The following is a 19,048-nucleotide window of genomic DNA, read 5'->3' as shown; positions in this document are numbered from 1 at the left end:
CGTCTAATCTCCTCGCTATTGAGCAGGAGCTCTTGCGGGGGCAATGGCGGCGATGTACTCTCCCCTGAGCTCCCTGTATCGGTCTGACTCATAGATTAGGTGCCCGGAGCCGCTCTTGACGCCGAACCCGTCACCCTCTCTGCCCTCCCGCGAGATCCTCCGGTTGAGGAACTTGGACTTCGTGAAGATGAACCTTGAGAGGAACAGGCGCGCCACAGCCTCGACAAGCGGGGGGCCGCCGCTTGAACGAACCCCGCCTGGAGGGGTTGGCCCGGCCTTCATGCGTTTGGCATAGGCAAGGGGATAGAATTCTGCGATCCAGCGTGCCTTCCCAAGGAGGCCCTCGTACTCCGTGGCTCCGCGAAGCACCTCTGCACGCAGGGCATCTCTTGCGAATAGGGGATCCTCCCGTAGCGAGAAGACGGAGTCGGCGTATGACTCGTCCATGACGCAGCTGAAGCACAGGCTGGGCGAGTCGCGGTGCAGGAGGCGGTAGGCCCTCGCGATGAGGAGCCCCTTGGCAAGGGTAGACCACATCCTCCCCGACTTCGCGATGCAGAAGAGGTCGAGGTCCTTGGACCGCGAGGCTGACCCGTAGGAGGTCGAGCCGCTTACCGCGACCACTCTGAATGGCGTGTTGTGGAGGGATCGCTCGAAGCGACGGGCGTGCCTTAGATTTTCGAGCGCGGCCCTTCTGTTTCCGGCTTCGTCAAGCGTCCTCGAGTCGGACCACGAGAGGGGGGCGAGGTATCCCTCCTTGAGCTCCATCAGCGAACTGAGAGGTGAAGCGCTGATCGCTTGCGCAAGTTCGTCCGCAGTCGCTTCCTCTGGGAGGAGCTCGAGGACCTCGCGGACCGGCACAAGAGAGCCCTGCCTGACGGCAGCTTCACAGATCAGGGAGATCCGCTCGGCGGTCGAGTCGGAGAGCTTCATTGCGTTCTCTTCCAGACCGCGTGCTTGGAGTTGGCGCCGGAGTCCGATATCGAGAGCACGAGGGCCAGCAGCTCGGTGACGACCGCCACTGGGAGGACGAGCAGGAATCTGGGATTCCTCGCCAAGGTACGGACGAGGAGGCTGAGCCCTAGGCGCAGGCGGACCAGCATCAACGACTCGACCGTCAACGGAGCTCGGCCCGAAGACTTCCAGACCTGGGCGTGCCCGAAGAGGATCCGCCTCCGCTGTGCGATCAGGTCGGTCACCCGCCGAGGGACTTCCACGCCGACCGTAGCCGTTTCGAGGACCTTGACCGAGTAGCCTTTCCTCCTAGCTGTGGCCGCCAGGAAGGCCCCGTCGTTGACCGTATCGGGCGGGAGGGCATCAACGCTCGCCAGGCGCACGACGAAGAGCTCGTCGCAGGTGTGGTTGGAGATGCTCATGTGGTTGAGTGCGCTCGAGCTGACGTTGTGCGCCGCCCACATCAGACCTGCAAGAGAAGACGCGACGCCCCTGCCTCCGAGGACCCTGGGAACGGCCGCGAGGGTCCCGATCGAACTGTCGGAAGCCGCTTCGGTGACAAGCTTCGTCAGGGAACCAGGGCCGGGATGAGCGTCGGAGTTGGAGAGGACGAGGAGGTGGCCTTCTGCGATGTCCATTATGCGGTTGATCGCGACAGCCTTTCCGGACCGTCTGGACTCTTGGATTATCTCGACGCGCCCGTCTCGTTTCTGGATTGCCTTTACTGCGTGGAGGAGCGAAGGAGGACATTCGCTCAGAGCGACGACTAGCCTCCGGAGGGGAAGTCCCTCACGGTCGGATTCGGAGAGATAGGCGGTGACCAGTGTCGGGGTGTTGGGCGCAGTGCCGGTCGCGCAGATTCCGATTGAGAAGTCAGTGATGGGGCCGCCGGCGTGCCCCGAAGTCATAGGGTGATCCTCAGTAGCGCGAGCACTCCGACGAGTTCGATGGAGCCCATGACTGACATGTACGGGACCGCCTCTTCGAGGAAGTACTGTGAGAGGAAGAAGTACGCAGCGGCTGTCCCGGCGCTGTGGATGAGGAGCAGGAGGGAGAAGATGAAGAGTCCGACAGAGTACCGGGCCTTCGTCGAGAAGGCTGTCCTCCCGTAGACATAGGCGAGGGCGGCGAAGAGGGCTGCGTTGACGGCGTAGAGGAGTATCGCGAGGGACAGGAGCATCGTCAAGGCACTGAATATGACTCTGATTCGCTATAAGCGTATTTCAGAATGTTCTCACAATCGGGCCTCGACCTAATAATCCGAGGTGGAAGGAGGGATTGCCTTGCCAGAGGACCAGGAGCTTCGCCGCGTGCTGTGGTTCGTCCTGGGAGGAGCCAGGGGAGGAGAGAACAGGGCGAGGATCCTCGATGAGCTCAGCCAGAGGCCGCTCAACATGAACCAGCTCTCAGAGAGGCTCGGGGTCGACTACAGGACGATAATGCACCACGTCGGCGTCCTCAAGGCGAATTCCTTGGTCGAGGCGCAGGGGGAGAAGTACGGCGCGATGTACTTCCTTACTCCTAGGATGCAGGCGGGCATCGAGACGTTCAGGGAGATAGCCTCATCTCTGAAGTTCGTGAAGAGACGGCCATCAGGCGCGCCCGGCACCGATTAAAATAACACGGGCTGTCTTCCGGTGGCATGAGGAACCCAGCTCGGGCCTTGTCTCGCATCTCTGAGTTCGCGCGGAGGAACAGGGTCGCGATAGGCCTGCTCTCGGTTGGCGCCGCGCTCAGGTCGATGGTGTTGCTGCTAGTCAGGCCCCTCACCGACGTCTACTATTATGACACGGAGGCCGCGAGGGCGATAGTGCAGGGGGTCAGTCCCTACGGGCACTTCTACGGGGGCCTGCCGCTCGGGATCCTCTCCACCCCGGGGGCGTCGAATGTCTTCACCTACCTCCCGTTCACCGCGATCTTCTTCGTCCCGTTCTATCTCGCGGGCGATGTGAGGCTCGGCCTCATACTGGCGGATACGGTCATCGGCGCGTGCCTGGTCTGGTCGGGGTACAAGCGCTCGCTTCTTGCTTCGTCTGCGTACCTGCTCTTCCCGTTCACGATCCTGCTCTCGACGGTGTTTCTGAACAACACGGTCGTAGCCATGCTCTTCATTGCTCTCTTCTTCGCGATGGAGAGGAGGGGCAAGGGCCTCGTGGGAGCGTCTTTCTTCGGGGTTGCGCTGGCCTCAATCCAGTTCAGCTGGTTCATCTTCCCGTTCGTGGCGCTGTACTACCTTAGAGAGGGGCGCTGGAAGGAGCCCCTCGTCATCGTGGGGGTCGCGGCTGCGATAATTGCCCCGTACTTCTTTGCAAACCCATCCGCTTTCGTGTTTGACACGCTGATGTTCCAGTTCGTCCGACCGACGGTCGCGGTGGTGAGCTACTTCGGGCCGCTGGGATACTACGTCAACCTGGCGCTCAATGCGTTCCTGCTTTCGTCGCTGAACTTCTCCCTCCCGCTCTATGCGAGGCTCGCGCTCGTCGGCTCGATCCTCCCGGTCTTTCTCTACAAGGCAAGGGGGAGCACACGCGTTGCCCTCTACTCGGGCCTTTACCTCTTGTTCTCGGTCTTCGTCTTGTCGAACGACTTCTTCGTTTCCTACACTGAACTGCCGTTCTTCCTGATCCTGCTCTACTTCGGCTCGCCGAGGGTCAAGAGGAGGATGACCGCGATGGGCAGGGGCGGCGGCGGAATCCTGAAGTCGGTCAGGCGTGGGGTGGGGGAAGACTAGAGTGGCTCCCCCCTATGGCTTGAAGGACTTCGCCGCTGACGCCGAGAGGGAGCTGGCCGGCGGCGCAGGGGCCCTTGGGCGCCTGAAGCCGCTGCTGCAAAGGCTGGTCCAGGGTGAAGGCTCGATACCCGCGGCTGCTTTCCTTCCTAGGAAGGACAGGTTCGCAATGAACCTCCTCCACCTGCCGCAGGACAAGTCCTTCTCTATCATAGGAGGTGTCTGGACGCCTGGCCAGACGACGCCGATTCACGACCATCTGACATGGGCGATGGTGGGGGTGTACGAAGGAAAGGAGAGGGAGGCGCTCTTCAGGCGGATGGACGACGGGAAGGTGCCTGGCAGGGCGAGCCTCGAGCTGGTCAGCGAGAAGGACAACGAGAAGGGGAACGTGACCGTCCTGGGCGAGGCCGGAATACACAGGGTGGACAATCCGTTCCCGGGCCACGCCTACAGCATCCATGTCTACGGAAGGGACATCGGGCCCACCAAGAGGCACAGCTACGACCCGGAGACGGGAGAGGTGAGCAAGTTCGTCAGCGGGTACTGTAACGTTCTGCGGGACGAAGACATCTTCTAGGCTCTCATCTTCGCGAGTGACAGCCGGGACCCCAAAGTGCTTGCAAGGCTAAATAAACCGGAACAGGGCTGGGCGCAATCTCATTGAGCCTCGGAGGTGCCCGGAGGTCGAAGGGTGCGCTCGTTCTCATGTTGCTGGTTGCGGGTTCACTCCTGCTCGTTGTCCCCATGCGCGCGGCCGCGGACCCGTTGTGCGGGGACGTGATCACCGAGTCGACCTTCCTGAGCGGGAACCTGGGCCCGTGCCCTGGGGACGGCCTGGTGATCGGGGCCGGCAACGTCGTTCTGGACTGTAACCAGCACACCATCAGCGGCTCCGGGTCTGGGTACGGGGTCAGCGTGGGTAAGTTCGGCAAGGTCACAATCCAGAATTGCTATGTCAACGGATTCGGACAGGGGATCTATTTCCATCTGACCACAGGCGGCGCATTGACAAACAACACCGTCAGATTCAGCGTGGGAGACGGGTTCGCGCTCTATGGAGCGTCTGGGAATTCCCTGACCAAGGACAAGGCGATCGGGAATGCCAACGACGGGTTCGGCCTGTATCAGTCGACCGGGAACAGGGTCGTTTCGGACAAGGCGAAGTACAATCTGGGGTATGGCTTCTACCTTTCTGGCTCGCCGGGGAATGTGATTGCATCCGACGAGGCGACTGGCAACCAAGAGGGGTTCGACGTCTACAGCTCGGACAACAACAAGATCACCTCCAACACGGCCAGCTCCAATATCGATGCGGGCTATGGGGTCTACGACTCCCTGGAGAGCACGATCGCCGGGAACACGGCGAGCGGGAACGGGGTGGGATTCGCTCTCTACACCTCCTCCTGGAGCGTAATGACGGGGAATTTGGCGAGTGGCAACGCCGGGGACGGGTATCGGCTGGCTTACTCCTCCACCAACAACAAACTGAAGGGCAACACTGCAACCAACAACCTCAACGGGTTCCTCCTGGACTACGCTTGGAGCAACAGGCTTCACGGGAACCTCGCCAGCAACAACAGCGCTTCAGGTTTCCAGGTCGTCGACGGATCGTTCGGCAACGCCCTCACGAGGAACACCGCTCTCGCGAACAAAGGGAGCGGGTTCTACATCTCTTCCTCAGGGGGCAACTCCCTTGGGAGGGACGTGTCGAGGAACAACGGGGGCTTCGGATACTTCGATGACACTGCGGGGACGCTCAGCGGGGGGACCAACAACAGGTATCTCCACGTCAGGTGCTCGGGGAACATCGTCGGTGGCTCCTCGCCCTACGGGATAGGCGGACCACAGCTCTAGGCCAAGACATCGTCTCCTCGTACAGGGACCTGGCCAAGATGTCATCGCGAGATACGGTGCTAGGCTGATCCAATCAATGGAATTGGTGGTGCGGGGGGAGGGATTCGAACCCTCGAACCCCTAAGGGATGGGAGCCTCAGTCCCACGCCGTTGACCAGGCTGGGCGACCCCCGCACTTGTTTCGAGCCGCCCGCGTGAATTCTAAAAACCCTTTGTGGTCATAACGCTTTAACGCCCAGCCAGATTGGGCGAGATTAGGCCAGCGTAGCTCAGCCTGGTAGAGCACTCCAATCGGGCTCGATTGCCTCGTAAGCAAGGGGTCCCGCGTCCAAATCGCGGCGCTGGCTTCTAATTCAATGCCTTTGAAGAGGAGACTGCCCACTTCTCGTAATGAATCACCTCGGTCTTGTCCCGCCTTCCCCTCAACAGTGAGGGCGACCTCTTGTCCTTGGCCGGGTATCCGATCGAGATCACCCCGACCGGGTGGAAGTGGCTCGGGATTCCGAGAAGGCGCTTCACCTTGGATGGATAGACAGCTCCGGAGAAAGCGGCAGAGAGGCCAGAGTCGACGGCGGCAAGGAGGATGATCATGCATCCTGCGCCGATGTCGAAGAACCAGTAGGGGGTCGGCCATTCGATCTCCTTGCCGTCCTGGAGCTTGTCCGGCTCCTGGTATCTGTCGTGATAGAGCTTCTCGCTGACGCACGCCACTATGTCCACGGGAGCTTCGGAGATCCACGGGTGGAAGCCTCCGGACGTGTAGTTCTGTTCTCCTTGGATGCGAGCCAGCTTCCTCTTGGCGGCTGGATCTTGCACCAACACGTACGCACTTCCTTGGCTGAACCCCGCGCTGGGGGCGTGCTGGGCCAAGTCGAGGATTCTTTGGATGACTCTCAGAGAGACTTCTCTCTTTGCAAAGTGCCTGACCATCCTCCTCTTCCTGACGGCCTCTTCGAACTCCAAGGAGGACCGGGGCCTCGTTGTGATTAGATAGGGTTTCCCAGAAACCTTTAACGAAGAACGGACGACGTTCGCCAAGGATTCTTTTGAGAGATGAGGTCCAGTTTCCTGCGAGCTTCTTCCGCTCGATGGGAGCCTTGGCTGCAGTCCTCTTCGCGACGGTTGTGTATGGCGCTGAGGAGGCCACTGCGCAGATCCTCACCCAGGAGCGTTCACAACAGCTTGCCTTTTTCGGCGAGGCCTACCTCTTAGTGCTGGCTGCCGCGGTGGCGGTCTTTCTGCTGGACGTGAGGAGGGTACTCAGGTCGAGGGTCGCCGTCGCCACGAGGGAGGGGACGGTCCCCCTGTCTCCTGGGTGGCTCATCCCCTACGTCTTCTCACTGAGGAGGTACAAGATTGGGTTCCTGGCCTCGGCCCTCGCGTACGGAGTCTTCTATGCCGTGGTGACGAGCGTGGTGGTCTACCAGCCTGGGATTGACTTTGCGAGCTATTACGGCGCGGCAATCCCATCGGTTCAAATCGCGTCCTGTTGCGGCGCGCCCCTGCTGATGCCGGTCGTTACGGTTTACATCGTCAACCATCTGGGACTGCTCCTGGTCCCCCTGACGGTCCTGTTGCTGGTGGGAGTCTCGGCCCTGGTCGGCCTGAACTTCGCGATGGCTTCCTTCGCCTTTGACAACAGGGCGAGGAGCGCGGGGAGGGGCTGGGTTGGAGGGCTCGGTGCGGCCGTGGCTCTCTTCACCGGATGCCCTACTTGCGCAGGCCTCTTCTTCGCGAACTTCGTCTGGGGCTCGGGCGCCGTAGCCTTCGCTGCTGCGCTCACCTACTATCAGGGGTTCTTCATCGCGCTGAGTCTTCCGGTCCTCGCGGGGACGCCGTATCTGATTTCCAGGAGCCTTGGGAAGGTCTTCTCCGAGGGGTGCGTCGTCGTCAGGCCGCTTCAGCCTAGCGTCCCGTAGGAGAGCCCGAGGTCCGAGAGCCACTTGCGGTATGCGACTGCGATACGGTCAGAGCGGAGGTGGAGCTCCGACTGGAGGTCGAGGGGAAGGCGCTCGGGGCGCTGCGACTCGACGATTGGTACGTCCTGGCCGGTGATCTTGTCCTGATAGGCCCTTAGCTCCGAGTCGGGGGTCTCTGGGGAGTAGTCCAGGGCGAGGCACATCCACCCTACGCAGTTGGACTCGTCCATCGGCGTGACGTTGAGCTGGATCGCGAACCTTCCTTCGTCTGTCGTCTTCATGAAGTAGGCGGTGAATGGCCTTTGGACCCGGTACGTGTAGTTGACAGTCTTCCCCTTCCCGGTCCCGTCTGGGTCTGGCTGCCATACCACTACGTTCCTGGCCTCGATGCCGGCTTCGTCGGTCTCCACTTCGTAGTCGTTGATCTCTGCGTGGGCCTCGTCGCCGAGGAGGCCACGGTGGACGAAGGGGAAGTGGGCCACGTCGAGGAAGTTCTCCACGGCCCGGGCGGCGCTTGCAGCGTACCTGTAGGGCCCGCAGAGGACTTTGCGGAAGGAGGGGTCGTCCCACTCTTCAAACTCGGGTACCTCCCTGATCGGTTCGCCGAGGGACGCCCAGACACTGTCGTACTTCTCGGTGGTCTGGTAGGTCCTGACGTGGGCCGTCGGGGGCGGCTTCTGCTCCGGATGCGAGGGGAACTTGATGCACTGGCCATCGCTGTCGTAGGTCCATCCGTGGTACGCGCAAGTGAGTGTCCCTTCCCGAAGCTTCCCCAAAGAAAGCCGCGTGCCTCTGTGAGCGCACAGGTCCTGCCAGACCCTCGCTTCGCCTCCGAATCTCCAAGCGATCAGGTCTTCTCCGAGGAGCCTCGAGGGGCGGATGTAAGACTCCGGGAGCTCGGAGGAGCGCGCGATGATGTGCCAGTCGTTGTAGAGGATTGGGTCTGTGGTGTGCTCTTGCCGGCTCATCGCTACTCTGGCGGCAGTTCCTTGTACGCCAGGGATATGTCGATTCCGCGCTTCTTGTTGTACCACCAGGAGAGCCCGTAGATCACCGCGCCAGCGACCACCGAGGCGATGATGAAGTAGTAGGTCAGGTCGTGCAGCGCCCAGACGTCGGGATATGCCAGGAACTCCCATGCAAGGAACCCGAAGATGAAGACATTCGCGACTCCGGCAAGCATGAGGAGCCACTTGGTCAGGCCCACCTCTTTGCGGGATCCGTGGACCGCGGCGGCGATGCCCACGAAGATGAAGTAGATCATTGACGCTAGTATCGCACCGAAGAGGGCGTCTGCGCCCCCGATGTAGTAGAAGGCCGCCATTCCGACCAGCCCGATGGTCAGTATTAGGTCGACCAGGTGGGCCGTAATCGGCGAGCCGAACCTGGAGCTCACGTTCGAGATCCTCGAAGGGAGGAACCTGTCGAAGGACTGGGCGAGGAGGTATCTGGAGATGACGATTATTCCGTATGCCAGGACGCTGAGGTTCGAGAGGATCCAGCCGAGGCCGATTATCGCTGCGACGAATTGATTCCCGGAGACGCCCATCGCAAGGGTCCAGAAGTTGAAAGAGTGGTCGAAGATCAGGGCGGGAGTAGAATACGCCGCGTTCGTGAACGCCTGCCCGGCCACGTAGTACATCACTCCCAAACTGCTGGTCAGGAAGACGAAGACGAGCAGAGAGGAGATTGGGACGTTCCACTTCAAGGCGCGCCTGCCCTTGATCTCACCGGCGACTGCTGGCGAGGCGTTGAGCCATGGGTATACGAAGGCGGCCATGAGTGGGAGAAGGAAGATGTTCGGACCCCAGTTGAAGAACACGTTTGAGCCGGAAGCCTGGATGTGAGCATAGTCAAGACCATTCCCGAGCTGGAGGCCGTTGACATAGCTGACGACGCCGGCGTTGCCCGCGGCGAGAAGAACTGCCATCGCCACGAAAAGAGCAACGAATCCGAAGATCGTGAGCGCTGAAACCAGCTTGAAGCCTGCCTTTGGCCTCACTATGTTGACCAGAATCAGGAGCCCGAAGACGATTGCGCCGACGAGGAACTGGTTGGTCGAGTTCGAAGGTCCCGCGCCCTGAGGGACGGCCAGTCCGAGGTAGAGCGGGTCGAAGACGAAGAACAAGGCGACCGAGCCTATCGCGAATACTGTCGAGAGGACTATCAGCGCCAGGTACGCGGTCGTCTCCATGGTGTAGCCCATGAAGGAGAGGACGCTCCCAATTGGGCCTCCGAAGACCCTCGAGACGTAGACGTAGTCGCCGCCGCTGCGCGGGTATCGCTGCGACATGATCGTGTAGACTATGATCTGAGGGATGGAGAGGGCGAAAGCAATCACGGAAAGGACGACGAGGTTGAGGCCGACCATGCTCTGGCCTGAGATGAGCATGGGGAAGAGTCCCGCTATGCCGATGACGCCGAGGAGGGCGCCGACGGACATGTTGCTCATGTTCATCGCGATGCTGTCGAAGAATCCGACGTTCTTGACCAGACCTGTGCTCTCCCTCACGAAGACCTTGGCGGGCATAGGCTGGGCCTGCTTAGAATCGTCCAATGAGTGTGCAAATTTTCCAGGATATTTAACGGTGCATTAGCACGGATGTGGTAATAACCGTGGTATTGTGAAACCTAGTACCCAATCTCAGAACTGGGGCGCAGGTGGCGCATCGACTTGACCCGTCCACACCTCTTGCACTTGTACGTCCCCCTACCTCTGGGATTGTAGTCGCGAGTGTCCACTATCGCCTCGTGTTCCGTCCTCATCATGCACCTCTCGCACCACCTGTAGTCGGACAAATCGTCCGACGGGAACTGAGGCCTCGCCAAAAGGATTTATCGAGAAAACGATTTGATCGAGCGATTGGACCTTGTCTCGTTGGGAGTTTTGGCGATGGTCGCGGGGTTTGCGCTTGTTCTCGCTTCAATGTTCAGGTCAGGGAGGAAGACGGACGTCAAGGGGGCTGGACTGATCATGATAGGCCCGATTCCGATAGTCTTCGGGACGGATGCCACGTGGGTGAGCATCGCGATCCTTCTGGCGCTTGTCTTGATCGTCGTAAGTCTGCTGTCATACGCGGTGTGACTTTGGACAGGCTGTTCCGGGCTGGGATCATTGCTATCTTCGTCGGTCTGATTCTGGTCATAGCTGGCCTCTGGGGAGGCGATGTCTCAACGGGAGGAGTGATTTTCATTGGACCCTTCCCCTTCGTGTTCGGTTCTGGCCCGCAGGGAGCTGCAACCTCCCTCGTGTCCGTGGTGGTTGGAGGGGTCATGGTGGTCCTGTTGTTTCTTTGGGGCATCAGGGCTTCGAAGGGGCGAGACCCATGAGGGCCTCGGGAGAGAGACACGGTGGAAAGTCCTTGTACGAAACTTGACGGAGCAAGAATTAAATACAAACGGCGCCGCCTGTCTACTTAGAAATGCAAGAATTGCAACCGTTGGTACTGTTCACGCCTACCGCCAGGCAAAAGCTCGGAGAGGTTTTGGCCGCGGAGAACGCGACCGAATCATACCTCAAGATCGAGGTCTACCAGGGCGGAGGGTGCGCCTGTAGCGGAGGCTTCAGATATGCGCTGAGCCTTGAGCAAAAGCCTGGACAGTCCGACGTGGTCGAGGAGGTCGGGGGCCTGAGGGTCATGGCTGGCAAGGCGGATGCGGACATGATCAGAGGGTCGAAGATCGACTTCATCGAAACCCTGCAGAGGACAGGGTTCAAGATCGAGAACCCGAATGTCCACGCAGAAGCATGCGGCTGCGGCGGACACTAACCTTCCAGCGGCAGCGTTAACTCAGTCTCTCAGGGACGCGGATGCCCTTGCCCAGGGGCGCGGAAAGAAGAATCTCCACTACTACGGCGAGGAGGCTTGCCGTTGCGAAGCAGCACCTCTCCGACGAGGCTGCGGCCCAGGTCGACTCCAAGAAAATCCTCGACGTTGTCCGTGACCTTGGCTGCCTGCAGATAGACCCCATCAAGGTGGTCGCGCCCAGCCATCAGATCGTACTCTGGAGCAGGCTGGGAAGGTTCCCCCTGCCCGAGCTTGACGACCTACTGTGGAAGGAGAGGAAGCTCTTCGAGTACTGGGCCCACGAAGCGTCGATCGTCCTCACTGAGGACTACCCCCTGTACCATTCGATGATGGAGGGGTTCCTGGAATCGGCACCGTTCCCACAGTCGTATCGCTCGAGGGTCAGAGCTTGGGTCTCCAGGAATGCAAAGTTGAGGAGCTACGTCCTGGGTGAGCTCAGAGCGAAGGGCCCCCGCCTCTCGAGGCGGTTCGAGAACGCCGGACCAAGGCATGCGGCCACAGCGTGGAGCTCGGGCAGCGATGTCTCTCGGATGCTGCACTTCTTGCAGTTCAGGGGAGAGGTGATGGTCGTGGGTCGGGAAGGTGGGCAGAAGGTCTGGGGACTCGCGAGCGAGTTCCTTCCGAAGTGGGTCTCCAGGGAAGACCTGTCAGAAGAGGAGGTCCAGCTCAGGGCAGTCCAGCGTGCGGTCAAGGCGCTGGGAGTAGCCACGAAGGCGCACATCAAGTTGCACTTCCTTCGTCGAAGGTATCGCGACGTCGATGCGACCCTGCGAAAGCTGGAGTCAGAGTACAAGATCAGGAGAGTTCTCCTGGAGGGCTCAGGCTCGGAAGAAGGCTCTTACTATGTCCACGCTGATGACCTGAAGAGGCTGGACGACATCGAGGCAGGGAAGTGGAGGCCTAAGACGACTCTCCTCTCACCGTTCGACAACCTGATCTGCGACAGAGCGAGGACGAGCTCCCTGTTCGGGTTCGAGTACAGAGTCGAGATCTACACTCCGGCGTCGCAGCGGAAGCATGGCTACTACGTCCTCCCCATCCTCGACGGCGACCGCCTGATCGGAAGGGTCGACCCATACTTCGACAGGGAGGCGGGCAGGCTCATCGTCAAGGCCGTCCACGCAGAAGAGGGAGCGCCGAGGGACCGCAAGACAGCCGCCCGGGTCCGTGGGGCTGTGGACTCTCTGGCAGAGTCCCTCGGCGCGAGCAAGGTCGACTTTACGACGAGGGTGCCGGAGTCCTGGAAGAGCGAACTCAGATAGGCTCGAGCGATTCCTTCGAGTCACAGGGGCAGGCTTAAGAACGAACAGCGTTCGCTTCGTTCTATGAAGTACGTGGAGGGCTCCAAGAGAGTCTTCCTGAATACTGGTACGCGATTTCCAAGGGAGGTCATCTGGGCTGTCGGGGCCGTTAAGCTCTCGGCGGCCAAGGCCAACGTCCAGCTCGGCCTTCTCGACGCACCGACTGGCAAGGCGATCCAAGCCAAGGCCCGGGAGGTAATGAAGGGAAAGCACGATGCCATGATGTCCGTGGACGTCTATCAGACAGGGTCTGGGACCGGGTTGAACATGAACGCGAACGAGCTGGTCGCCGAGCTCGCCTCCGCGGAGCTGGGGAAGAAAGTCCATCCGAACGACCAGGTCAACATGAGCCAGTCGTCCAACGACGTCGGGCCGACGGCGGCCAGGGTCGCCGCTGCGGTGGTGGTTACTCGGGACCTCCTGCCTGCGATAGTGATGATGGCCAGGAGTCTCCGGGCGCTGTCGAGGAAGACCGGCTCGGTGTACAAGTCCGGGAGGACTCACCTGAGGGACGCGTTGCCAGTCACAATGGGGCAGGAGTTCGGGGCCTACGCAGAGGAGTTCGAGCTCGACGCCGACCTGTCGAAGAAGGCGCTGGGCTTTGTCCTCGAGCTGCCGATCGGCGGGACTGCGGTGGGGACTGGACTCAACGCCGACCCGAGGTTCGGGGGGATGGTGGCCAAGGAGCTCTCGACCGAGTCGGGGCTCAGATTCAAGAGCGCGAAGAACAAGTTCAGGCCGACCAGGCTCCTCACTGATGTGCTCTCCGTGAGCGGTGCGATGAGGACGGTGAGCATCGACCTCTACAGGCTCTGCCAGGACATGAGGCTCATGTTCTCGGGTCCGCTCACCGGGCTGGGCGAGATAGACATCACCACGCAGGAGGAGGTGGCGGGGAGCAGCATAATGCCGGGAAAGACCAACCCTGTCACTCTCGAGAGCGCGCTGCTGGCCTGTGCGGAGGTGGTGGGCCTTGACGGGGCGAACACGATGGCAGCCTCCCTCGGGGAGTTCGAACTCTCCATGGGCGTCCCGCTGATGGGATACAACATCGTGCTGCAGGCGAAGCTGCTCTCGGAGGCCCTGCGAAAGGTCGCGTCCCTCGTCGTGGACCATGTAGTCCCCATGAAAGCGAAGGCGAGGAAGTACGCGGAGAGCAGCCCGGCGCTCATCACAGTCATATCGCCCAAGATAGGGTACGACAAGGCAGCTGTACTTGGAAAGCGCCTTGCGAAAGGGGTCCCCATCAGGAAGGCCCTCGGTTCCCTTGGCTACACCAAAGTCGAGATTGACGCCATGCTCGACCTGAGGTCTCTTGTCAGGCCGGGCATCCCTTCCAAGAAGCTGTCGGGCTAGTTTTCAGAGGGAAACGCAGGTATTCAGCGGCGCGACCGGACTCCGATCCGCTCGATGAGCTTCCCCAGCTCCGAGTCGTCCGCAGCGTCCATCCGGAGGTACTTCAGGATCTCGTCCTCGTCCATCCCGACTCGCCGGGCCTCGGCGACCGTGTACCTGTAAGCTTCGAGCTCTGTTGGCCTCTCGACATACTCGAATGCCTGGTCGTAGAGCTCCTTGCCCTCCAGGAACTGGCGGACGTGGACGAGGACGTGGATGACGTCGAGGTAGAGGAAGTCGTTCTTCGCAGAGGTTAGGTGCTTGGAGCCGATGCAGATTGTGCCTGTGTCCCTGTCGAGCCAGAGGCCCGAGTCGTGCAGCTCGACACGGAGCTTGAGGTGCTTCAGGATCTTCGCCATCTGCACCTTGCTCCCGAAGACCTTGAGGAGGGATGACGAAGAATCTAGCCCGGTGAAGATCTCTGAGAGCTTGTACTCGCCGATGGTAGCGCTTCTGCGGACGCGAAAGGCCTTGACTCGCAATTCTGTCTGAAGATCGCTCTCGGTTGTCAAAAGACCGAAGCTCAATAATTCTTAACTCTATGTTGCCCTTTGCCTCACAATAGAGAATTGGGACCTTGATCGCGTCTTTGAGCGGAATCCGGGGGACACTCAACGAGGACCTGACCCTCGCAGACTTTGCCCGGTACGCGGGAAACTTCGGGGGAGGGTACGGGGACAGCGAAGTGCTCCTTGCCAGGGACACGAGGAGCACGGGGCCCGCCATCCGAAAGGCGGTCGCCGGCGCGCTGGCGGCACGCGGATGCAGGGTCCTTGACCTGGGGGTCGTTTCCACTCCGGCGCTCTTCAGGGAGAGCAGGAAAAGGAGGCTTCCGGCCGTGATGGTAAGCGCCTCGCACAACGAGCCGCAGTTCAACGGGCTGAAGTTCATAGTGGGAGGATCGGGGATCGGGCAGGAGAAGTTCGAGTCGGTAATCGGTCAGGCCGGCGCCCCCTGGGGCAGGGCCCCTGGCTCGGTCAGGTCGTTGCCGCGGTCTTCATATGTCGGGGACCTTGTGGACAGGTTCGGGACAGGGAGCCTCGAGGGCGCAACCGTGGCCTTGGACCTCGGAGGAGGCGCGGCAGTCGCCCATGCTGTCGAGCTCTTCAGGAGGCTTGGGTGTCGTGTCTTATCGATCAACGACTCGCCCGGAGTCTTCAACCGCAGGGTAGACCCTATGGCCGACGACCTTTCGCTGCTGTGCAGGCTCGTCAAGGAGAGAGGGTGCGACATCGGCTTGGGCTTCGACTGCGACGGGGACAGGCTCGCGGTAGTGGACAATACGGGGCGGAAGAGGACGGGGGACTTCATGCTCACCCTCGCGCTCTCGGCGCTGGTCGGCGAAAGCAAGGAGAGGAAGGTGGCGGTCTCTGTAGACACTACACAGGCTGTTGACGACGTGGTCGTGAGGGCTGGCGGGGAGGTCTTCAGGTCGAAGGTGGGGGAGGCGAACGTAGTCGGATTGATGGCGCGCACGGGCTCGAGGTTCGGGGGCGAGGGAAGCAGTGGGGGCCTGATAGATGGGGGCTTCAACTATTGCAGGGACTCGCTCCTCGCAGCCCTCGTGATCATGAGGGTCATACGCGGAAAGGGGACGAAGGCCTACTCTTCGGTCCCCGAGTACCATCAGGAGAGGATCGCGCTGGAGATTCCGAAGGCTAGGGCTCAGAAGGCGATAGCGAAGCTCGCCAATCAGAGCGGAGAACATGACCTGACTGACGGTGTGAAGGTTTTTGTCTCCAAGAGGTCCTGGGTCCTCGTCCGCCGTTCGGGAACAGAGGACAGGGTTAGGGTCTCGGCCGAGGCAGAGACCGCAGAAGGGGCTGCAAAGATTGCAAAGTCCTTTGCCTCCAAGCTGAGGGAGCTGAGCAGGTAGCACGCCCGACGAGAAGGAGATCATCGACGCGATGCTCGGTGGCGGAGGGAAGAGGCCTCGCGGGTTCTCCGAAGTCGGGGACGACGTCGCTTGGGAGCCCGCAGGGAAGGGGAAGCTGGTGGTGAAGGTAGACATGCTCGTGGAGGGGACCGACGTCCCGAAAGGGATGACCTACAGACAGGCGGCCCGGAAGGCGGTGGCCGCGTGCATCAGCGACTTTGCGGCGAAGGGTGTGAGGCCCTCCTCGTTCATGTGCTCGATAGGGGTCAGGAGGGGGACCTCCATGGCAAAGGTCAGGGAGGTGGCATCCGGGTTCAGGGACGCAGAGCGCGAGTGGGGGGCAAGGATGGTAGGCGGGGACACGAACGAAGCCAAGGAACTGGTGATCGATTGTGCCATGTTCGGTTTCGCGCGAAAGATAGTCGGGAGGTCTGGGGCCAAGCCCGGAGATGCGGTGGTGGTGTCGGGGTTCTTTGGATACCCGCCGGCCGGTCTGAAGATACTGACGGCCGGGGCCAAATCGAAAGGAAGACTTCGTGAGAGGGCCGTCTCCTCTGTGCTTAGGCCCACACCAGGCCTAGCTGTGGGGGTAGCGCTGGCAAGGAGCCTCTCTTCAGGGATTGACTCCAGCGACGGCCTCGCAAGGAGCCTGCACGAGCTGGCAAAGGCGAGCCGTGTGGGTCTGGAGATCATAACGCTCCCCGTGGGGCCGGGCGTCAAGGGCTTCGCGTCGGAGAACGGGCTGGATTGGAGGGACTTGGTCCTGGCGGGCGGAGAGGAGTATTGCGTGGTGGGAACCGTCCCGCAGAGCCATCTCCGGGCAGCGGTCAGGTCGGTAGGTAGGGCCGGAGGGAAGTTAGTGGTCATCGGGAAGGTTACGCGTTCAAGAGGGGTCTTCCTGAAGTCCGGGGCAGGGCCGCGGCGGATCCCCGACGTCGGCTGGACTCACTTAGGCTGAGGAAGCCTTGACTACCTTGACGTATCGCTTCAGAAGGAGGTCAGCGCGCTCCTGGGTCTCGGCCTCCGCAAAGACCCTGACTATGGGCTCGGTCCCGCTCGGCCTCACCAGGACCCATGAGCGATCGTCGAGCCAGAGCTTGATGCCGTCCGTCCTGTCGACCTCGCCCTTTGCGTTCCGCTCTACGGCCTTCATGACCTTGTCGACGTTGCTTCGGTCCACCTCGACCTTGGTCTTGGCCTGGTGGAACTTGGGGACCGAGTAGGAGACGGCCCTTGAGAAGGCGAGGCCGCGTGATGCGAGACACTCGAGCATCAGGGCCGTGGCCATGCCTCCGTCCCTGACTGCGATGTGGGGGAGGTAGATGCAGCCTCCGTTTTCCTCGAACCCGAAGATGGCCCCTCTCTCGAGCATCGTCCTTGCAACGTCCACCGCGCCTACGCGGGTCCTGATCACCTTCGCTTTGTGCTTCTTCGCGACGATGTCTATTCCTTGGGTCGAGCCCACCGAGGTGACGACGGTCGCGCCTGGGTGCCTCTCCATGATGTGGTCGGAGAGGAGGCAGCCCGTCTGGTCCCCCCAGAGGACCCTTCCGCCCTCGTCGCAGAAGATGGACCGGTCTCCATCGCCGTCATAGGCGACGCCAAGGTCCGCTCCGGCGGACTTCACGGCGTAGGAGAGGTCCCTCAACGAGTCCGGGGTGGGCTCGGGACCTCTCCCGGGGAAGGCCCCGTCAACTATGGAATTGAGCGTGATCAGCTTGCAGCCCAGCGACTCAAGCAGTTGGGGGGCCGCGGAAGATTGTGCGCCGTTGCCTGCGTCCATCACTACTGTGAACTTTCGCTCCGCGATCTTCTTGACGTCTACCTTGGACGTGATCCCTTTGAGATAGGTCCTGACTACCGAGGGCTCGCTCCTTGCGGTCCCGATCGTCCTCCAGTCAGCCTTGGTCTGGGACCGGTCATGGAAGATCTTCTCGATCCGCTGCTCGTCGAGGCGGGGCACCTCCACCCCGTCAGAGCCCGCGACCTTCACGCCGTTGTACTGGGCGGGGTTGTGCGAAGCCGTGACCATGACCCCTCCTCGGTATCCCATCGCCTTGACCGAATACTGCAGGGCCGGCGTCGGCACCAGGCCTGCCTCGCCTATGTCGCGACCGGAGCTCATGAGGCCAGAGGCAGCGGCCTCCACGAGGGCGGGGCTCGAGAGTCGCCCGTCTCTTCCGAGGAGGACTTCGCCCTCGCCGAAGTAAGTGCCTATGGCCTCGCAGAGGTTGATCACAAAGTCGAGGTCATGGCTGACTCCCGGGACGAACCTAACTCCGTTGGTCCCGAAGAGCCGCTGGTGGGCCGCGGCCAAGGGCCCCGCCTCCGCTCAGGCTTGGTAAAACCTTCCGAAAGTCGGCCTCTCTCATGAGAGAGGCGCTCGACCGCGAAAGCTTATCTTGAAACTGCGGGCGACGCCTACTGGGCCCGTAGCACAGTATGGATAGCGCGGCAGAACATCTAGCCGAACCTTCTAAGCTGCAGAGAGCTTGAGGCTCGCAGAGGTCGTGGGTTCAAATCCCACCGGGCCCGGTATAGCAAGACCGCTCGCACACTTTTTATTCTCGGAGAGGAACTTGCTCAGGTGAACAATAGGCCAGCCGTGGTTCTTCTCATTGTTTTGGTAGGTACGGGCATGGCGACCTTGCTCGCGGTAGCGAAGCTCCATACAGTCTACTATGGGAACAACATAGGATTTAGCGCGAGCGGAGGGGAAGCCGACGTCCAGGTCCTTGACTTGCGTTCAGGAACTGACTTCTCAATCGTCTTTCGTGCCTACTCAGCCAATGCGAACGGCGTACTCTTTTCGATTCAGTCTCCAGACGGATCGTATTTGATTCAGAATCTGAACACCAGCGGTGGTTCGTTTTCATTCACTGCAGGGCAGGTAGGCCCCTACGCATTGATATTCAGCGACCCGCTTCCCGCCCAAGGATTCACGGCAGCGGGCAACATGACCCTCCACGAGACGCTGCTGAACGAGTACGACCCGCTTGCGTGCAATCAAGCAGGGCCGATCGAGAGTATTCCGCGTGCACCCTCCATGATTGACTGCAGTCATAGCGGGAGCGGGTTCTGGGTGACCTCGTAGGGCCCTGAGTTCCCAAGAAGAGACGCCCAGGCCTGACGCTGACCCAGACTATTCGAAGGATGAGTGTAGAGGGGCTAAAGCCGAGTGGGCTTAAATAACGAAGCCCGCGGAATCG

22 protein-coding genes and 3 tRNA genes are annotated in these 19,048 nt (G+C 61.0%); 15 read left to right on the top strand and 10 right to left on the bottom strand.

All coding sequences use genetic code 11. The annotated features are described in order from the left end of the window. Window positions 1-15: 15 nt before the first annotated feature. Genes HY247_07135 through HY247_07125 form a run of 3 tightly spaced genes read right to left on the bottom strand, consistent with a single transcriptional unit; the run spans window position 16 to window position 2,140 of the window. Window positions 16-933: a hypothetical protein gene (locus HY247_07135; protein ID QQG48508.1), complete on the bottom strand. Its 918-nt coding sequence runs from the start codon at window positions 931-933 to the stop codon at window positions 16-18. Then, a complete protein-coding gene (locus tag HY247_07130) occupies window positions 930-1,862 on the bottom strand; it encodes a glycosyltransferase (protein QQG48507.1) in 933 nt (310 codons plus the stop codon). Before HY247_07130 ends, HY247_07135 begins: the two co-directional genes overlap by 4 nt. Beyond that, window positions 1,859-2,140: a hypothetical protein gene (locus HY247_07125; GenBank protein ID QQG48506.1), complete on the bottom strand. Its 282-nt coding sequence runs from the start codon at window positions 2,138-2,140 to the stop codon at window positions 1,859-1,861. The genes HY247_07130 and HY247_07125 overlap by 4 nt, the downstream gene beginning before the upstream one ends. 97 nt (window positions 2,141-2,237) lie before the next feature. Between HY247_07125 and HY247_07120 the strand changes: the two genes are divergently transcribed. The 4 genes from HY247_07120 to HY247_07105 all read left to right on the top strand — a co-directional run bounded on the left by HY247_07120 (window position 2,238) and on the right by HY247_07105 (window position 5,539). After that, entirely contained in the window at window positions 2,238-2,570 is a 333-nt protein-coding gene (locus HY247_07120; GenBank protein QQG48505.1) for a winged helix-turn-helix transcriptional regulator, read from the top strand. 26 nt (window positions 2,571-2,596) lie between these two features. Then, a complete protein-coding gene (locus HY247_07115; protein ID QQG48504.1) occupies window positions 2,597-3,685 on the top strand; it encodes a hypothetical protein in 1,089 nt (362 codons plus the stop codon). Between the two features lies 1 nt (window position 3,686). Continuing rightward, window positions 3,687-4,262 (top strand): cysteine dioxygenase family protein, encoded by a 576-nt coding sequence (locus HY247_07110; protein ID QQG48503.1) that lies wholly within the window; start codon window positions 3,687-3,689, stop codon window positions 4,260-4,262. An 83-nt stretch (window positions 4,263-4,345) separates the two neighbouring features. After that, entirely contained in the window at window positions 4,346-5,539 is a 1,194-nt protein-coding gene (locus tag HY247_07105; protein QQG48502.1) for a right-handed parallel beta-helix repeat-containing protein, read from the top strand. Window positions 5,540-5,625: 86 nt separating this feature from the next. Here HY247_07105 and HY247_07100 read toward each other — a convergent pair. Then, a tRNA-Leu gene (locus HY247_07100) sits at window positions 5,626-5,713 on the bottom strand. An 84-nt stretch (window positions 5,714-5,797) separates the two neighbouring features. Between HY247_07100 and HY247_07095 the strand changes: the two genes are divergently transcribed. After that, window positions 5,798-5,886: transfer RNA gene (locus HY247_07095), tRNA-Thr, on the top strand. A gap of 1 nt (window position 5,887) precedes the next feature. Here HY247_07095 and HY247_07090 read toward each other — a convergent pair. Continuing rightward, window positions 5,888-6,502: a nitroreductase family protein gene (locus tag HY247_07090; protein ID QQG48501.1), complete on the bottom strand. Its 615-nt coding sequence runs from the start codon at window positions 6,500-6,502 to the stop codon at window positions 5,888-5,890. A gap of 83 nt (window positions 6,503-6,585) precedes the next feature. Between HY247_07090 and HY247_07085 the strand changes: the two genes are divergently transcribed. Further along, window positions 6,586-7,458 carry a hypothetical protein gene (locus HY247_07085; GenBank protein QQG48500.1) on the top strand — a complete coding sequence of 291 codons (873 nt, stop codon included), beginning with the start codon at window positions 6,586-6,588 and terminating at the stop codon, window positions 7,456-7,458. On the opposite strand, the gene HY247_07080 is transcribed toward HY247_07085, so the two are convergent. The 3 genes from HY247_07080 to HY247_07070 form a co-directional block, all read right to left on the bottom strand. Then, complete coding sequence (locus HY247_07080) at window positions 7,440-8,426, bottom strand: aromatic ring-hydroxylating dioxygenase subunit alpha (GenBank protein ID QQG48499.1); 987 nt, start codon at window positions 8,424-8,426, stop codon at window positions 7,440-7,442. The two genes, HY247_07085 and HY247_07080, sit on opposite strands and share 19 nt — an antisense overlap. 2 nt (window positions 8,427-8,428) lie before the next feature. Beyond that, window positions 8,429-10,015, bottom strand: a complete 1,587-nt coding sequence (locus HY247_07075) for an amino acid permease (GenBank protein QQG48498.1) — start codon at window positions 10,013-10,015, stop codon at window positions 8,429-8,431. A gap of 74 nt (window positions 10,016-10,089) precedes the next feature. Then, window positions 10,090-10,257 carry a hypothetical protein gene (locus HY247_07070; GenBank protein ID QQG48497.1) on the bottom strand — a complete coding sequence of 56 codons (168 nt, stop codon included), beginning with the start codon at window positions 10,255-10,257 and terminating at the stop codon, window positions 10,090-10,092. 88 nt (window positions 10,258-10,345) lie between these two features. Between HY247_07070 and HY247_07065 the strand changes: the two genes are divergently transcribed. The 5 genes from HY247_07065 (at window position 10,346) to HY247_07045 (ending at window position 13,924) form a co-directional block, all read left to right on the top strand. After that, on the top strand, window positions 10,346-10,543 hold the full coding sequence (locus HY247_07065; protein QQG48496.1) for a DUF131 domain-containing protein: 198 nt from the start codon (window positions 10,346-10,348) through the stop codon (window positions 10,541-10,543). Further along, complete coding sequence (locus tag HY247_07060; GenBank protein ID QQG48495.1) at window positions 10,540-10,788, top strand: DUF131 domain-containing protein; 249 nt, start codon at window positions 10,540-10,542, stop codon at window positions 10,786-10,788. The genes HY247_07065 and HY247_07060 overlap by 4 nt, the downstream gene beginning before the upstream one ends. Before the next feature lie 92 nt (window positions 10,789-10,880). Then, complete coding sequence (locus tag HY247_07055; GenBank protein QQG48494.1) at window positions 10,881-11,228, top strand: iron-sulfur cluster assembly accessory protein; 348 nt, start codon at window positions 10,881-10,883, stop codon at window positions 11,226-11,228. Window positions 11,229-11,275: 47 nt separating this feature from the next. Next, window positions 11,276-12,529, top strand: a complete 1,254-nt coding sequence (locus HY247_07050; GenBank protein QQG48493.1) for a YcaQ family DNA glycosylase — start codon at window positions 11,276-11,278, stop codon at window positions 12,527-12,529. Between the two features lie 63 nt (window positions 12,530-12,592). After that, window positions 12,593-13,924 (top strand): fumarate hydratase, encoded by a 1,332-nt coding sequence (locus HY247_07045; protein QQG48492.1) that lies wholly within the window; start codon window positions 12,593-12,595, stop codon window positions 13,922-13,924. A 23-nt stretch (window positions 13,925-13,947) separates the two neighbouring features. Here the strand turns inward: HY247_07045 and HY247_07040 are convergent, their stop codons facing one another. Beyond that, a complete protein-coding gene (locus HY247_07040) occupies window positions 13,948-14,445 on the bottom strand; it encodes a hypothetical protein (protein ID QQG48491.1) in 498 nt (165 codons plus the stop codon). Between the two features lie 95 nt (window positions 14,446-14,540). On the opposite strand from HY247_07040, the gene HY247_07035 reads away from it, so the two are divergent. Beyond that, window positions 14,541-15,839, top strand: coding sequence for a hypothetical protein (locus HY247_07035; GenBank protein QQG48490.1), 1,299 nt, complete (start codon window positions 14,541-14,543; stop codon window positions 15,837-15,839). Window positions 15,840-15,870: 31 nt separating this feature from the next. Beyond that, complete coding sequence (gene thiL / locus HY247_07030) at window positions 15,871-16,797, top strand: thiamine-phosphate kinase (protein ID QQG48489.1); 927 nt, start codon at window positions 15,871-15,873, stop codon at window positions 16,795-16,797. Here the strand turns inward: thiL and glmM are convergent. Continuing rightward, the gene (gene glmM / locus HY247_07025) at window positions 16,789-18,156 is read right to left on the bottom strand and encodes a phosphoglucosamine mutase (protein ID QQG48488.1); all 1,368 of its coding nucleotides are present in this window, start codon (window positions 18,154-18,156) and stop codon (window positions 16,789-16,791) included. The genes thiL and glmM overlap by 9 nt on opposite strands. A gap of 109 nt (window positions 18,157-18,265) precedes the next feature. Between glmM and HY247_07020 the strand changes: the two genes are divergently transcribed. Further along, window positions 18,266-18,374 (top strand) — tRNA-Arg (locus tag HY247_07020). 103 nt (window positions 18,375-18,477) lie between these two features. Next, complete coding sequence (locus HY247_07015) at window positions 18,478-18,933, top strand: hypothetical protein (protein ID QQG48487.1); 456 nt, start codon at window positions 18,478-18,480, stop codon at window positions 18,931-18,933. Window positions 18,934-19,048 lie beyond the last annotated feature (115 nt).

This window comes from archaeon (assembly GCA_016432545.1).
Classification (GTDB): Archaea; Thermoproteota; Nitrososphaeria; order Nitrososphaerales; family Gagatemarchaeaceae; genus UBA183.
The sequence above is the reverse complement of the archived record's forward strand: the minus strand, read 5'-3'. Positions and strand labels throughout refer to the sequence as shown.

Excerpts from the sequence above, each read along its gene's own strand:
- HY247_07135 (QQG48508.1), bottom strand. The coding sequence starts at position 933 with ATGAAGCTCTCCGACTCGACCGCCGAGCGGATCTCCCTGATCTGTGAA.
- thiL (QQG48489.1), top strand. The coding sequence starts at position 15,871 with ATGCTCGGTGGCGGAGGGAAGAGGCCTCGCGGGTTCTCCGAAGTCGGG.
- HY247_07115 (QQG48504.1), top strand. The coding sequence starts at position 2,597 with ATGAGGAACCCAGCTCGGGCCTTGTCTCGCATCTCTGAGTTCGCGCGG.
- HY247_07130 (QQG48507.1), bottom strand. The coding sequence starts at position 1,862 with ATGACTTCGGGGCACGCCGGCGGCCCCATCACTGACTTCTCAATCGGA.
- HY247_07080 (QQG48499.1), bottom strand. The coding sequence starts at position 8,426 with ATGAGCCGGCAAGAGCACACCACAGACCCAATCCTCTACAACGACTGG.
- HY247_07015 (QQG48487.1), top strand. The coding sequence starts at position 18,478 with ATGGCGACCTTGCTCGCGGTAGCGAAGCTCCATACAGTCTACTATGGG.
- HY247_07045 (QQG48492.1), top strand. The coding sequence starts at position 12,593 with ATGAAGTACGTGGAGGGCTCCAAGAGAGTCTTCCTGAATACTGGTACG.
- HY247_07055 (QQG48494.1), top strand. The coding sequence starts at position 10,881 with ATGCAAGAATTGCAACCGTTGGTACTGTTCACGCCTACCGCCAGGCAA.